Raw genomic sequence first — 15461 nt, forward strand, 5'->3', positions numbered from 1 at the left:
GGTGTCGTGGATCAGGCGGCGTTCTTGACCGCTTCAACGACCTTCTTGGCGCCGTCGTTGATGTTGTCAGCCGGGATGATGGCCATGCCGCTGTCACGCAGCAGCTGCTTGCCCTCTTCCACGTTGGTGCCTTCCAGGCGCACCACGACCGGAACCTTGACGCCCACTTCCTTCACGGCGGCGATGATGCCTTCGGCAATCATGTCGCAGCGGACGATGCCGCCGAAGATGTTGACGAAGATGCCTTCAACCTTGTCCGAGGACAGGATCAGCTTGAACGCTTCGATGACGCGCTGCTTGTTCGCACCGCCGCCCACGTCCAGGAAGTTCGCCGGCTCGCCGCCGTTGAGCTTGATGACGTCCATGGTGGCCATGGCCAGGCCGGCACCGTTCACCATGCAGCCGATGTTGCCGTCCATGGTGACGTAGTTGATGTCCAGCTCCGAAGCGGTCACTTCGGTTTCATCTTCCTGGGACTTGTCGCGCATCGCGACCAGTTCCTTGTGGCGGAAGTTGGCGTTGTCGTCGCTGTTGAACTTGCCGTCCAGCGCGTACAGGTTGCCATCGTCCAGGATCGCCAGCGGGTTGATCTCAACCAGCGCCAGGTCCTTCTCGTTGAAGATGCGGTACAGGTTCACCATGATGTTGGCGAACTGGCCGGCCTGCTTGGCGGTCAGGCCCATCTTGAAGCCGATGTCACGGCCGTGGTAACCCTGCACGCCCTCGACGAAGTCCACGTTCAGGGTGTGGATCTTGTCCGGGGTCTCGGCAGCGACCTGCTCGATTTCCATGCCGCCTTCGGAAGAGGCGATGTAGCTGATGGTGCGGGTGCCGCGATCCACCAGGACCGACAGGTACAGCTCCTTGACGATCTCACCGGCGGTGGTCACCAGCACCAGGTTGATCGGCAGCTCGACGCCGGCGGTCTGGTAGGTGGCCATCTTGGTGCCGAGCATCTTGGCCGCTGCGGCCTTCACGTCGTCGACGGTCTTGCAGAACTTGACGCCGCCAGCCTTGCCGCGGCCGCCAGCGTGGATCTGCGCCTTGACCATCCAGGGGCCCTGGCCCAGCGACTGGGCGACTTCAACCGCCTCGTCCGGGGTCGCCGCGACCTTGCCGGCCGGGACCGGGATGCCGTATTCGGCAAGCAGTTGTTTTGCCTGGTATTCGTGGAAATTCATGCGTCACCGTGGGAATAGGAACGACCGCACGCAATTCCTCAGGGCCCCCTCGAAGAGGCACCGGCACGGACCGCGGCGGGCCCTCTATTGTGGCCGAGCCGGCGCCGGGGCGCAAAGAAGTCTGTACAAAACGCCAGACCCGGCCAGATTTCCGCCGTCATTCAGGCAGTTGCGCCCGGGGGCCGGCTGGCCAGCGGTATCCACCCCAGGCCAAATGCGCGATCCGGGCCGCAGCGGCGGGCCCCTGCCGGGGGCCCTATACTGGTCAGCCAGGGTGTGTAGCGTCGGGGGTGCTCGACGGTTTTCCACCGCAGGCCACATCGAAGCGACGTACCGCCCGGCCTCAGGGGACGCCGGGCAGGCCCGCCGCAGATTCCAGACCCAGGCAGCCAGAAGGGGAGTTCCGGCGTGTCACCCAGTGCTTCATTGATCGACCGCATCGAATCGATTCCGCGGCGTGAGCTGTATTTCTTCGCGCTGTACCGGGTGCTGATCGCTTCGGTCATCGCCGCCCTGCTCTACAGCCCCCTGTCGGCCCTGGTCGGCGAGGCCCACCACCCGCGGCTGGCCGACACCGTCGCCGCCATCTACCTGGTGCTGTCGCTGCTGGCGCTGGTGATCGGCCGCAACGAACGCTGGCTGCGCCCGATCGTGGTCAGCGGCGTGCTGGTGGACATCGTCGCCGCCACCCTGTTGTCGCATGCCCTGCCCGGTGCCAGCGCCGGCATCTCGATGTCGCTGCTGTTCAACATCGCCGCTGCCGCCACCCTGCTGCCGCTCAGCCTGGGGCTGGGCCTGGCACTGGCCGCCAGCCTCGCCACCGGCGTGGAATACACCTGGAAGCTGCTGGAAGGCGGCGATCCCACCCGTACCCTGGCCGAACTGGCCATGTTCGCCACCAGCTATCTGGCGCTGGCCTTCATCAGTTACCAGGTCGGCAGCCGCGCGCGCCGCAACCAGCAGCTGGCCAACCAGCGCGGCGACGAAGTAGCCAACCTGTTCCAGATCAACGAGCTGATCATCCGCCGCATGCGCACCGGCGTGCTGGTGGTCGACGCCGACAACCGTGTCACCCTGGCCAACGAGGCCGCCTCGATGCTGCTCGGTGACAGCGACGGCAGCGGCGAAAGCGGCCGCCTGGACCTGGCCAGCGCCGCCCCGGAACTGGCCCGTCGTCTGCAGCGCTGGCGCAACGGCTGGGCGCAGGACGAACTGCCGCTGCAGCTCAACCCCGACCAGCCCGAAGTGCAGCCCCGCTTTGCGCGCCTGCTGGCCGGCAGCGAGCTGGCCCTGGTGTTCCTGGACGACTCCAGCGTGGTCTCGCGCCGTGCCGAGTCGCTCACCCTGTCAGCAATGGGACGCTTCTCGGCCAGCCTCGCCCACGAGATCCGCAACCCGCTGGCCGCGATCAACTACGCGGTGCAGCTGCTGGAGGAAGGCACCGGCTTCAACGAAAGCGACCGCCGCCTGCTGCAGATCATCCGCCAGCAGTGCCAGCGCACCAACGGCATCGTCGAAAGCGTGCTGGGCCTGGCCCGGCGCGAGCGCGCCACGCCCGAAAACGTCGACCTGGCCGCCTTCGTGCGCCGCTTCGTGCTGGAGTACAAGCAGGGGCAGACGCTGGAGACCGACAGCATCGAGCCGATCATCAACGACACCTCGGTGCTGGCCCAGGTCGACAGCAAGCACCTCTACCAGGTGCTGACCGTGCTGGTGCACAACGCGCTCAAGTACGGGCGCATCGGCCAGCAACCGGCGCGGGTGCGCCTGCGCGTGGCGCAGCACGAGCGCAGTGCGGTCATCGACGTGATGGATCGTGGCCCCGGCATTCCCGAAACCGTGGCCGCGCAGTTGTTCCGGCCGTTCTTCACCACGTCCGAGCATGGCACCGGGCTGGGCCTGTACATCGCCCGCGAGCTGTGCCGAGCCAACCAGGCGCGGCTGGACTACATCCCGGTTCCCGCTGGAGGCTCCTGCTTCCGCCTGGTGCTGCCCGGCCCGCATACGCTGTTACCCACCTGATCTCGATTCTGTGCGTCAAACATTTGTCGCTTCCAGCCCCCTCGTTTATCTTTCACGCCCATGAACGAAACCCGCAGCGCCCTCGTCGTCGACGACGAACGCGACATCCGCGAACTGCTGGTACTGACGCTCGGCCGCATGGGGCTGCGCATCAGTACCGCAGCCAACCTTGCCGAAGCGCGCGAACTGCTGGCCAGCAATCCGTACGACCTGTGCATCACCGATATGCGCCTGCCGGACGGCAACGGCATCGAGCTGGTCAGCGAGATCGCCCAGCACTACCCGCGCACGCCGGTGGCGATGATCACTGCCTTTGGCAGCATGGACCTGGCCGTGGAAGCGCTGAAGGCCGGCGCCTTCGATTTCGTCAGCAAGCCGGTGGACATCGCCGTGTTGCGTGGCCTGGTCAAGCACGCGCTGGAACTCAACAACACCGAGCGCCCCGTGCCCGGCCCTGCCGCCGAACAGGGCGCACGCCTGCTTGGCGACTCGCCGGCCATGGACGTGCTGCGTACCACCATCGGCAAGGTCGCGCGCAGCCAGGCGCCGGTCTACATCCTCGGTGAATCCGGCGTGGGCAAGGAGCTGGTCGCACGCACCATCCACGCCCAGGGCGCCCGCGCGGCCGGACCGTTCGTGCCGGTCAACTGCGGCGCCATTCCCGGCGAGCTGATGGAGAGCGAATTCTTCGGCCACCGCAAGGGCAGCTTCAGCGGCGCCCACGCCGACAAGCCCGGGCTGTTCCAGGCCGCGCATGGCGGCACCCTGTTCCTGGACGAAGTGGCCGAGCTGCCCCTGCAGATGCAGGTGAAACTGCTGCGCGCGATCCAGGAAAAGTCGGTGCGTGCGGTCGGCGCCGCCAGCGAGGAGCCGGTGGACGTGCGCATCCTCTCGGCCACCCACAAGGACCTGGCCGAGCTGGTCGAGGACGGCCGTTTCCGCCACGACCTCTACTACCGCATCAACGTGATTGAGCTGAGGGTGCCGCCGCTGCGCGAGCGTCGCCAGGACCTGCCGGAACTGGCCGCGTCGGTGCTGGCACGGCTGGCCCGCAGCCATGGCCGCCCGACGCCGTTGCTGGCGCCGTCGGCACTGGACGCACTGGCCCAGTACGCCTTCCCCGGCAACGTGCGTGAACTGGAGAACATCCTGGAGCGTGCACTGGCACTGGCCGAAGAAGACCGCATCGGCGCCGACGACCTGCGCCTGCCGCAACATGCCCCGCGCACGCCCGGCAGCGCAGCACATGCCGAAGCCGTGGCTGACCTGCAGCCCGGCAACGCCGCCCTGCCCTCGTACATCGAACAGCTCGAGCGCAGCGCCATCCAGCGCGCGCTGGAAGAAAACCGCTGGAACAAGACCCGCACCGCCGCGCAGCTGGGCATCACGTTCCGTGCGCTGCGCTACAAGCTGAAGAAGTTGGGCATGGAGTAAGGACAGGGCCCGACGCGGGCCCGCCAACCTGGTAGTGCCGGCCGCTGGCCGGCAAACTCATGCATCGCGGCATCCACGCATGGCGTGGATCTACCCACCAATGTGGTAGTGCCGGCCGCTGGCCGGCAACCTCATGCATCGCGGCATCCACGCATGGCGTGGATCGACCTCAATCCTTGGTAACGCGGTTGATCTCGGCCAGGCTGGTGATGCCCGCAGCGGCCTTCTTCAACGCCGACTGGCGCAGATCGTTCACCCCGATCTGCTGTGCGGCCTCGGCAATCTGCAACGCATTGCCGCCAGCCAGTACGATCGTGGCGATCTCGTCGGTCATCGGCATCACCTGGTAGATACCGGTACGGCCCTTGTAGCCCTCGGTGCACTCATCACAGCCGACCGCCTCGTACAGCTCGATACCCGCGTCCAGCTGCGCCTGGGTGAAGCCTTCGGCCAGCAGCGCATGCTCGGGCAGGTTGGCCGGGCGCTTGCAGTTGTTGCACAGCCGGCGCGCCAGGCGCTGCGCGATCACCAGCGTCACCGAGCTGGTGATGTTGTACGGCGCGATGCCCATGTTCATCAGGCGCGCGATGGTCTGCGGCGCGTCGTTGGTATGCAGCGTGGACAGCACCATGTGGCCGGTCTGCGCCGCCTTGATCGCGATCTCGGCCGTTTCCAGATCGCGGATTTCGCCGACCATGATGATGTCCGGATCCTGTCGCAGGAACGAGCGCAGCGCCGCGGCGAAGGTCATGCCGCGCTTGTTGTTCTGCTGCACCTGGTTGACGCCGGGCAGGCGGATTTCCACCGGGTCTTCGGCGGTGGAGATGTTGCGCGTCTCGTCGTTGAGGATGCCCAGCGCGGTATACAGCGACACCGTCTTGCCCGAACCGGTCGGGCCGGTCACCAGCACCATGCCGTAGGGCTTGTGGATGGCGTCCAGGAACAGCTTCTGCTGGTCCGGCTCGTACCCCAGCTTGTCGATGCCCAGCTTGGCCGCGCTGCCATCCAGGATACGCAGCACCACCTTCTCGCCGAACAGAGTCGGCAGGGTGCTCACGCGGAAGTCGATCTGCTTGGTCTTGGACAGGTTGAGCTTGATGCGGCCGTCCTGCGGCACGCGCTTCTCGGCGATGTCCAGCTGCGCCATCACCTTCAGGCGCGCGGCAATGCGCTGGTTCAACTTCACCGGCGCGCGCGCGACCATCTTCAGCAGGCCATCGATGCGCAGGCGCACGCGGTAGTCGTCTTCATAGGGCTCGAAGTGGATGTCCGAGGCGCCCTTGCGAATCGCGTCCACCAGCACTTTGTTGACGAACTTCACCACCGGGGTGTCGTCGCCCTTGGCATCGATGCCGGAGTCGCCGCCGGCGCCGAGATCCTCGTCTCCGGCTGCAACATCGAGGTTGCCCATGCCATCGTCGTCACCGCCCAGCGCGTCGCCCAGCGTGTCATGGCTGGCATGCCACTGCTCGAGCGTGCGGCGGATCTGGTCCTCATCCACCAGGATCGGCTCCACCACCAGATTGGTGTGGAACTTGATCTCGTCCAGCGAATGGGTCGGGTTGCTGGTGCCCACGAACAGCTTGCCGCCGCGCTTGAACAGCGGCAGCACGTTGTGCTTGCGCAGCAGCTCCTCGCTGACCAGGCTCATCGCGTTCTGGCTGGCGTCGAACGTGGACACGTCGAACAGCGGCATGCCGAACTCGACCGCATTGGCGGCCGCCAACTGGGCCGCCCCGACCACCTTGTTCTGCGCGAACCAGGTCGGCAGCGGCTGGCGGGCCGCAGCGGCCTTGGCCATCGCGTCGCGGGCGGAAGCCTCGTCCAGCGCACCATCCTGGACCAGGCGACGGGCCAGGCCGGTGATGCCGACGAGATTGGCGGTGGTTACGGCGTTCATTTCAGCTACTCCTATTTGCTTCCAGGCGGCAAGCTTACGCCCTCAATTGGATCGGTTCCCACACTTGGGGCCGGACCCGAGACAGGGACCTTCTGCATCGAAAGACGCGCAAGCAATTGCAGGGTCGGATTCCTTGAGGCGATAGGTGGCAGGCGCGGGGTGTACTTCGAGTGAAAGCTCTTCGCAAGTTCCGGCTGCTGAGTCGCCAGGGCCGCATAATGCAGGCTTCCCAGTACGTAGTAGCTTGCGATTTCACTACTCAATACGCCACGCGCGCCCGGGCCTCCCAGCATCCGCTGCCCGATTACCAAGACGGCCTCCTGATCGTCCTGCGAGGCTGCCGCAACCAGAGCGAGGGCATCCGTCACCGCTGGATCCTTCGGGGCACATTTGACCCACGCCGGCTTCTGCCACAATCCCACCTCATCCCCGGCCGCCATGAACGGCACAGTTTCGATCGCAAGCGAATAGATGATATCGGCAGAACCTGCCGGGTCCTTATCCAACGAGCAGGCCTCTGCACGCGACCGAAGCACCTCAGCATTCAGGGCATCGCTGGGCGTCACGTCGACAGTCAATTTTTCCTTGCCGTCGACGATAGCTCGGCGAAGCTCACGCGCGGCCCGATTCTTCGTGACGACACGTAGTGGCAGTCCACTTCCGCCAGTCGCGTCATCATTAAGCGGCCGCCTTGAATGCCCAGCAAGAAGCTTCGTAATCGGCCACGGGGCAACGCTGATTCCACCGAAGTCGGCAACCTGATCGTTGCGGAATCTAGCTTCGGGCGCCATCAACTGCAAAAGGGGGAAATAGTCGGAGTTGGCGCGCGCAGGATATTGCTGAGTAAAGGCAACCAAACCGCGACGGTCCATCACGAAGCTATCCTGGAGGTCGTCCAGCGTCTTCACTCCAACTCGAGCCAGGTCTGCTCGCAGAAGTTCGCTATTGAAAACACCGGCACTCAATGCCGGAACGCTGCCTTTCGGCGAAGCTACCAGGATCAGATCGCTTTCGTTGGCCAGATAGGCCCTTACGTCCGAAAAATTGGCCAGCATTCCAGTGATCACCGAGCTCACAAGTTGTGGATCGATCTCGTACAACTGTAGCCATTGAACGAACAAGCCGCCGGCATTCAGCTGCCCCGGGACGAAAGAATAGAACTCCTCGCTGAAAAGGGATGCCGTACCTCCCATCCAAGGATTGGAAGGTTCTGACACGATGAGATCGTACTTCACCTGCGACGCGGAGAAATACGCCTTCGCATCATCAATGACGATGTTGGAACGAGGATCCTTGTAGGCGCGCGCCACCTTGCTCCCAAAGTGACGGGCGGCCTCCACCATGGCTGGTTCGATTTCCACTGTATCCACACGGCCAACATTTGGACTACCCAGCAATGAATGGGTTGTCATACCTGAGCCGAACCCAATGACACCAATATGTGCATACTCTGCTTTGAGCGAGAGAGGCAACGCTGCCAACAGCACCATGGTGGACTCGTCAATCGCCGGCGGCGCCGACGGATTGATCGTCAAGCCCGCGTCCACCTTGCCATTGGTGGAGATCGAGCGTGAGATCGCGCCATCACCGCGGGCGGGCTCCTCGTATACCGCGACTGTGGCCGTCTTGCCGTCCTTGGAGAAGATCACCCTGGTGCCCTCTGCCAGCATGGGTCGGCCATGCCTGTAGACCGAAGAGTTCAACCTAAGTGGATCGAAGTGCGCAAACATAAAGGCACACAAAATGCCCGCCGCAGACAACCCTGCTGCCCAGGCGATCTCCTTGCGCATGTCCTGCCTGGAAGTCGAATAGCGCTTCAATAGCAGTATGCCCAACAGCAGATCAATCGCGGCCGCAGCGGACAGCGCCAGCTTCAGGCCAAGGCCTGGCAGCAAAACATGGGCCGTGAGCAGAATGCCTACGATTGCCCCCAGCGTATTGAAGGCGTACACCTGCCCGATTGAGCGCTCGCCGTGCCCCTGCTGCAGCAGCGCAAGGGTCAGCAACGGCAACGTCATACCGGCAAAGAACGCTGCGGGGAACATTACCAGCAGCGAGATGATTCCGCTGGCAACGTTGTAGAGACCGTATCCTTCACTGCCACGAACGATGACTCGCATCAGCCAGCCGACCCACTCGAACGAGTTGGCATAGACGAACATGGACGCCAAAGCAGCGAGGCCCATCCACACCTGGACCCAACCTGCAGTGCGCAGAGGAGACTCGAGCCTGTCCGCACGGGATCGCAGCCACAATCCGCCCATGGCGATGCCCGCAATGAACGCCGCCAGCATCAGTTCAAATGCATGAATGGTCGTGCCCAAGGCAAGCGAGAGCATGCGGACCCAAGTGATTTCGTACACGAACGACGATGCGCCCGTCAGGGCTGCAACGAGCAGGACGAACATTGGCAGGCGACGCCTTTTGTCGCCATGCGCTCCAGGCAGGGTCGCAGCAACTGCCAGCGGTTGCGATTTCGTCAGCGGATAGATGAAGATCGCAATAAGAACATTGAGCAATCCAGCCGTCATCATCGCGCCCGGCAAGCCTACGCGAGGCAGAAGCAGATAAGTTGCCACCAGCGCACCGGCAGCAGCACCGATGCTGTTGGAAAAATACAGACCGGAGAGCACCTCACCGTGCGCCCCATCCTTGATGCGGATGAAGCCCGCGCTCATCAGCGGGAACGTGGCACCCAGCAGTATGCATTGCGGCAACACCAGAGCAGTTGCCAGGCTCCAGCGCACAAGCTGGACACCTTCAACGCCCATACCCGGGAAGACGCTCGTGTACGCCCAGCGGGTCAACGCACCGTAGGCTGGATCGAAGGCAAGCCCAAACAGACCGATGATCAACTCAATAGCAGCATATGCCAGCAAGGGTCTGGAAAGCATCTCACTGCGTCGGCTGACAAGCCAGGCACCGCATGCCATCCCGCCCATGAAAAGCAATAGGACGAGGGATTGCGCGTAGGAAGAATGGCCCAGGAACAGTCCCAGGTAGTGAGTCCAGATTGACTGGTACACGAGACCTGAAAAGCCAGAAAGGACGAACAACCACAACAACAGCGCGCCACTAAGCGACGACGAAGATCTCAAGACGTTCTCCCCGAAAAACGTTGGATACAGGGCGCTCGTATCCCCACACGCGCCCTGGCGACATCGTAACAGTTGCGGGCACTGTCAGCGGCGGACATTTATGCGGCCCGAGCCAGACAACGCCCCCCGCACAGTGCGTGACAGACCTGCCGATGTATCGATGCGCCGCCTCGCAGGCTCAGAGATGGATCAACATCCGAGGGGCAAGGCTTGACGACAGCGCCATCGGAGGACGGTGCACCTAGGGCATTCCTGCGCAATGGCAGCTGCTTGTCCATGCACCACGCCCCACAGGCATCCGCCGCGTCCAGTCCGGCAAGCGCACTCTGGGCTCCCCCTGAGGTGATCGCTCTCCCGACCAACAACCGCGGCCCAACCGGCGCACATAGAGGCAACCAGAGACCGCATGAACTGCGACCGCCAGTCGCCCATTCAGGCACCATGGCGGAGTAAGATTGGACAGGGGAGAACGGGGACACACATTGAATCAGCTCAGCATCATCCTGCCAGCGAAAAACGAAGCGGAAGGTCTTCTTCGCACGCTTCCTGCACTTCGCCAACAGTACCCTTACGCCGAGATCATCGTCGTGGATGACGGCTCCACGGACGCCACCGCAACGATAGCCCAAGAACAAGGCGCGCGGGTGCTTTCCAATCCCTATCCCATGGGCAACGGGGCCTCGATCAAACGAGGCGCTCGCACGGCCACGGGGGATATTTTGGTGTTTATGGATGCCGACGGGCAGCACAATCCCAGCCATATCGCCGGCCTGCTGGAAAAGCTGCAGGACGGCTATGACATGGTCGTCGGGGCCCGCGACAGTAGCGGCCAGGCCAACGTCCACCGCAGCCTGGCCAACCGGTTCTACAACTTGCTGGCGAGCCACATGACGGGTTTCAATGTCATGGATCTCACCTCCGGCTTCAGGGCAGTGCGGGCTGTGCGTTTCCGCGAATTCCTGCATCTGCTGCCGAACGGGTTCAGCTATCCTACCACCAGCACTATGGCCTTCTTCCGCAGCGCCTACCCGGTGGCTTACGTCCCCATTCCCGTGGGCAAGCGGGTGGGCAATGGCAGCCACATCCGCCCCATTAAGGACGGCATCCGCTTTCTGCTGATCATCTTCAAGATCGCCACGCTTTATTCGCCGCTCAAGCTGTTCGCACCCGTTGCGCTGGCTTTCTTCCTGCTCGGGCTGGGCTACTACGGCTACACCTTTACCACCATGCACCGCTTCACCAACATGAGCACATTGCTATTCAGTGCATCAGTGATCATCTTCCTGATCGGCCTGATTTCGGAACAGATCACCGGCCTGACATACCTTGCGTCGCGCAAGGATTCCCAGCCGTGACAGTAGGGGGCGGGGCCACTTCAGCTCTTCCAAAGTTGCTGGTCGTGGCGTCCACCTATCCGCGCTGGCGAGGTGACCCGGAACCCGGGTTCGTCCACGCCTTGAGCCGGAACCTTACCGCCCAGTTCCAGGTCACAGTGCTATGCCCGCATGCCCCCGGCGCATCCCGCCGGGAGCATTTGGACGACGTACAAGTAATCCGCTACCGCTACGCACCTGAGGCGTTGGAACAGTTAGTCAACGGCGGAGGCATCGTCTCCAACCTGCGGCGGCGCCCGTGGACGTTGGCGCTTGTACCCAGCTTTCTGTTATGTCAGTGGTGGGCCATGCGGCGCGAACTTCAGCGGCATCATCACCACGCCCTGCATGTCCACTGGATCGTGCCACAAGGCTTGGCCAGCGCCCTGCTTCCGAAGCGGCTACGGCCGCCGATACTAGTCACTTCCCATGGCGGCGACCTGTTCTCGCTGAATGGTCGGATGTTCCAGGCGCTGAAGCGCTTCGCGCTTGCCCGTGCACAGGCGGCCAGCGTGGTCAGCGAAGCAATGGTCGCGCCGATGCAAGCGCTGGCGCCGCACCTGCCCCTGTTGGTCTCCCCGATGGGCGTGGATCTGCAGAACCAGTTCACGCAGTCCACGGTTGCACGCGCAAGCAACGAACTGCTTTTCGTCGGCCGCCTGGTCGAGAAGAAGGGCCTGGTCTATCTGCTCGACGCGCTGCCCACAGTTCTTGCCCACCATCCTTGCACGACACTCACCGTTATCGGGGACGGCCCGGAGCGCGAGGCACGGCAATCCCAGGTGGAAGCCCTGGGACTGAAGGACCATGTGCACTTCCTTGGCGCCTTATCGCAGGACGCTCTGCCGGCGCACTATCAGCGCGCAAGTGCCCTGGTGGCCCCTTTCGTGCAGGCCCGAAACGGCGACCAGGAAGGGCTGGGGCTGGTCACCGTCGAGGCCCTCGGCTGCGGCTGCCCGGTGGTGACCACTGACGTCCCTGCGGTACGCGATGCGTTCCCTAACGCCCCGCCGCGGTATCTGGCCCCGCAGCGCAATGCCGGGGCCCTTGCGAGCGTGCTGGTGCAGCTGTTGGATGCGCCGGAAGAGGCCGAGGCCTGGGCCCGATCGCAGCGCCCTGCCCTGCTGGCGCGATTCGACCACGCCGAGGTCGCCGCCAAGTATGCCCGTCAATTGCAGACCATCATGGAGGCAGCGGGTGCCCCTTGAATTGCCGCGCCTCGGCAAGCTGGCTAGAACATCGATCTTGGTGATGTTCTGGCAGTGCGTCCGCATGATCTGCCTGGCCGCGTGGATCTTTGTCGGTGCGCGCGTGCTGGGCGCGGAAAACTATGGTCTTTTCTCCGGCACAGTCGGAACCGCATCGGCCCTAGCTGGCCTGGTGGGATTAGGCGGCGGCATGCTGATGTACCAGTATGCCGCCTCAGACCGCGCACGCTTTGCCCGCTACTGGAAACAGTGCCTGCTGCTCTGCCTGGTGAGCGCGCCGCCCCTTACCCTCGTATTCTGTCTGCTCAGCATCGGGCTGCTGTCCTGGCCGGCTCTCTGTCTGATCGCGCTTTCGGAAATCGTCGCGTTTCCCTTCGTGACCAGTGCCGCTTTCGCCTTGTCTGCAAATGATCGGATGGGATGGTCAGCCGCGCTGCCTGCGCTGAATGCAATGCTACGGCTGGCCGCGATCTGCATGTGCAGCGCCCTGCCATCGTCCGCGGCCCTGACCGGCTATCTTCTGCTGCATCTGGCGTCAGCCGCCAGCAGCGCACTATTTGCATTGCTTGCGGTACGCCACCTGCTGAAACCGGAGCCGGCGCGGTTGCGGATCAACCGTAGCGACCTGATCCATGGCACCGGCCATGCCGCTGCATGGAGCTCATCCGTGGGGACAACCACCTTGGACAAGTCCTTCGTGCTGCACACCGGCAGCAGCATGATTGCTGGCCAGTATTCGGCCGCCTATCGCATCGCCACGGTCTTGGCGATGCCCCTAGATGCCATGGTGATGTCCGCCATGCCGCGCCTATTCCGCGCTCAGCAGGACGATGTCCGATACCGCCGCCTGGTCACCTCGATGGTACTGGCCGCGTTGGGTTACGGCGCCATCGCCGGCCTGCTTCTGGCGTATTGCGCCCACATGCTGCCGCATCTGCTCGGCAGCGAGTTCACTGCCGCCGTACCGGCCCTGCAATGGATGGGGCTGTTCGTCGCCGGCTACAGCCTGCGACAAATCGGCTGTAACACGCTTGTAGGCCGAGGCTGGAAGATGCGCAGGTTCCTTATCGAAGCCCTCGGACTGATGCTGATGGCGGCGCTTTCGGCTCTATGGATTCCCAAACACGGACTGCAGGGCGCGGTGTGGATGATCATCACTGCCGAAGCCGTGATGGCCTCCCTTGCATGGCTGGCAGTCCCCTTCAGCCGCGCACCTGCGCACGCGCCGCACTGAACAGGTCGAGATACGCGCGACAGGCGGCGTCGATGGAGAATGCACTACTGCGTGCCCGCAGCACCTCCGCAGGAACCTCACAGCGCCCGTCGACGACATTGCGTAGTGCTTGGGTCAGTGCAATCGCATCCCCCACCGGCACCAATTGACCATACTTTCCGGCACCGAGCACCTCGGCCGGGCCATGCGGACAATCGGTGGCCACCACTTGGACGCCGCAGTGCATGGCCTCGACCAAGACGTTGCCGAAGCCTTCGTAATCAGAACACAGCACCAGCGCCCTGCTGCGCGCTATCCACGGCAGCACGTCCTCGACATGCCCGGGCATCGCAACGTCCTCCCGCAAGGCGCTGGCCGCCACCCAAGCCGAAAGATGACTCCCCTCCCTGCCCTTCCCCAGTACCAGCAGGCGAACCCGATGGGTCTGCCGCAACTGCGTGAACGCTTCCCACAACAGGTCCAAGCGTTTTTCCGTCGACAGACGCCCAGCATAGATCAACACCGGAACGCCATCATCGGGGAACGGCCAAAGCTGCTTGGGCAAGGCTTCGGCGCGGCGAGATGCGCGCGTGATCGGATTGTGGATAACCTGCAGCTTAGAAGCAGGAAGGCCAAGCTCCTCTTCAACATCTCTGGCCAAGGCCGCGGAAACCGCGATCACTCCCTGTGCGGCTGGCGTTGCGATGCGCATCAGCCAGCGGATGATCTCCCATTTGCACCGCGCATACCCGCGTGCCGCCTTCCGCGGGGCGGACAGTGAAAGGTGCTGGGCAATCACCACGGCTGTTGTGGGATATAGCAGTCGGCGCCAGAAAACGACCCAGATGGCTACATCGTTGGCGGTGGTAACGATGACGAGAGGACGCTGCTTCCGAATCAGCAACGGCAGCCGAAGCAGCAGTTGCCAGGCACCGGCGGGAGCGATGAAGTCAACCTCGCCAGCATCTCCCGGCCCACCCAGATCGCGACCCGCAATGATGCGCGCCGCCTTCCCCTGTTTCTTGAAGCCCCGCAGCAGATTCAGCTGCACTCGCTCCAAACCACCGGGCTCCCAGCGGCTGGCCAGCAACCAGATCATGCCGTTTCGACCGCTCTGAACGGCCCAGCGATACAGATGACATCCTGGTAGTCGCGCAGGTCTGCAATTTCGATCCTGACCAATCGACCTTGGGCTTCCAGCCGATGGAAGCGATATCCCAACGGCTGCAGAAACGCGAGGATATCCCGGCTTTGATAACCCGCTGCAATGCAGGCCTGTTCCTGTACCTCGACGGCAATGACCGGAAGAAACCGACGCAGGATGTTCAGCCCACCCTGCAGGCACGGGAGCTCACCGCCTTCGATATCGATCTTCAGCACATCCAGACGGGTCAGCCCGACGCGCTGGGCGACGTTCTCCAGCGTAGTAATGTCGGCCATACCGACACAGCGATCCACGCTGGCATTTCCATACAGGCTGCCAAGACCCTGGTTGAACTCCGGTCCGTCGGTCTGCCCACAAGATGCATAGATCGGCAACTGACCGGCTTGGGCCGCGAGTCCTTGCCGGTGAACATGTACTGTTTCGTGCAGACCATTGATCTGAACGTTGCACTGCAACTGATCAGCGATCCCCGCGATAGGCTCGATGGCTATTACGCAGCCGCTTGACCCCACGCGATTTGCGCAGACCAAGCTTATCTCGCCGATGTTGGCTCCGACATCGATCACGGTCATGCCAGGTTCGAGAATACGATCCAGGAATGAGACCAAGTGCATGTTGTAGTAGCCCATCCAGAACATGCGCCGTTGCATGTGCTCGGCAAGATCCAGTGACACAGTGAACCTCCCGTCGAAGTCATCAATGATCTCGCGCCCACGCAAATGCCGGAACAGCCTGCGCAACGCACTCTGGGCCACGCCGGGCCGCTCGCCAACGCGCAGGTTGTTGCCCATCTGCCGAAGCACCGTCATCAGTCCCATCGGTTCTCCCCAAGGTGACTTTCCACCTGCAGCTGCCCATTATTAGGCA

10 protein-coding genes are annotated in these 15461 nt (G+C 63.3%); 5 read left to right on the plus strand and 5 right to left on the minus strand.

The genetic code is table 11. From position 1 onward, the window contains the following. Positions 1–11: 11 nt before the first annotated feature. Positions 12–1181: an ADP-forming succinate--CoA ligase subunit beta gene (gene sucC, locus AC10QF_RS11305; protein WP_005418614.1), complete on the minus strand. Its 1170-nt coding sequence runs from the start codon at positions 1179–1181 to the stop codon at positions 12–14. A gap of 408 nt (positions 1182–1589) precedes the next feature. On the opposite strand from sucC, the gene AC10QF_RS11310 reads away from it, so the two are divergent. Both AC10QF_RS11310 and AC10QF_RS11315 read left to right on the plus strand, forming a co-directional pair. Further along, positions 1590–3203, plus strand: a complete 1614-nt coding sequence (locus AC10QF_RS11310) for an ATP-binding protein (RefSeq protein ID WP_188240665.1) — start codon at positions 1590–1592, stop codon at positions 3201–3203. A 60-nt stretch (positions 3204–3263) separates the two neighbouring features. Next, positions 3264–4637 (plus strand): sigma-54-dependent transcriptional regulator, encoded by a 1374-nt coding sequence (locus AC10QF_RS11315; RefSeq protein WP_069139320.1) that lies wholly within the window; start codon positions 3264–3266, stop codon positions 4635–4637. A gap of 169 nt (positions 4638–4806) precedes the next feature. Here AC10QF_RS11315 and pilB read toward each other — a convergent pair whose 3' ends face one another. Together pilB and AC10QF_RS11325 are read right to left on the minus strand one after the other, a co-directional pair. Beyond that, positions 4807–6537 carry a type IV-A pilus assembly ATPase PilB gene (pilB, locus tag AC10QF_RS11320; RefSeq protein WP_111177532.1) on the minus strand — a complete coding sequence of 577 codons (1731 nt, stop codon included), beginning with the start codon at positions 6535–6537 and terminating at the stop codon, positions 4807–4809. 11 nt (positions 6538–6548) lie between these two features. After that, on the minus strand, positions 6549–9602 hold the full coding sequence (locus tag AC10QF_RS11325; protein ID WP_494542220.1) for a fused MFS/spermidine synthase: 3054 nt from the start codon (positions 9600–9602) through the stop codon (positions 6549–6551). 515 nt (positions 9603–10117) lie between these two features. Between AC10QF_RS11325 and AC10QF_RS11330 the strand changes: the two genes are divergently transcribed. From AC10QF_RS11330 to AC10QF_RS11340, 3 genes are read left to right on the plus strand one after another with little or no spacing between them, the layout of a single operon-like run. Continuing rightward, positions 10118–10990, plus strand: coding sequence for a glycosyltransferase family 2 protein (locus AC10QF_RS11330; RefSeq protein WP_494542221.1), 873 nt, complete (start codon positions 10118–10120; stop codon positions 10988–10990). A 44-nt stretch (positions 10991–11034) separates the two neighbouring features. After that, positions 11035–12216: a glycosyltransferase gene (locus tag AC10QF_RS11335; protein WP_253136418.1), complete on the plus strand. Its 1182-nt coding sequence runs from the start codon at positions 11035–11037 to the stop codon at positions 12214–12216. After that, a complete protein-coding gene (locus AC10QF_RS11340; protein ID WP_494542222.1) occupies positions 12206–13450 on the plus strand; it encodes a lipopolysaccharide biosynthesis protein in 1245 nt (414 codons plus the stop codon). The genes AC10QF_RS11335 and AC10QF_RS11340 overlap by 11 nt, the downstream gene beginning before the upstream one ends. Here AC10QF_RS11340 and AC10QF_RS11345 read toward each other — a convergent pair. Together AC10QF_RS11345 and AC10QF_RS11350 are read right to left on the minus strand one after the other, a co-directional pair. Continuing rightward, positions 13419–14528, minus strand: coding sequence for a glycosyltransferase (locus AC10QF_RS11345; RefSeq protein ID WP_253136420.1), 1110 nt, complete (start codon positions 14526–14528; stop codon positions 13419–13421). The genes AC10QF_RS11340 and AC10QF_RS11345 overlap by 32 nt on opposite strands. Beyond that, entirely contained in the window at positions 14525–15385 is an 861-nt protein-coding gene (locus AC10QF_RS11350) for an FkbM family methyltransferase (RefSeq protein ID WP_494542223.1), read from the minus strand. Before AC10QF_RS11350 ends, AC10QF_RS11345 begins: the two co-directional genes overlap by 4 nt. Between the last annotated feature and the right edge of the window lie 76 nt (positions 15386–15461).

The organism is Stenotrophomonas maltophilia complex sp. Om-AH-Sm3 (assembly GCF_059337855.1).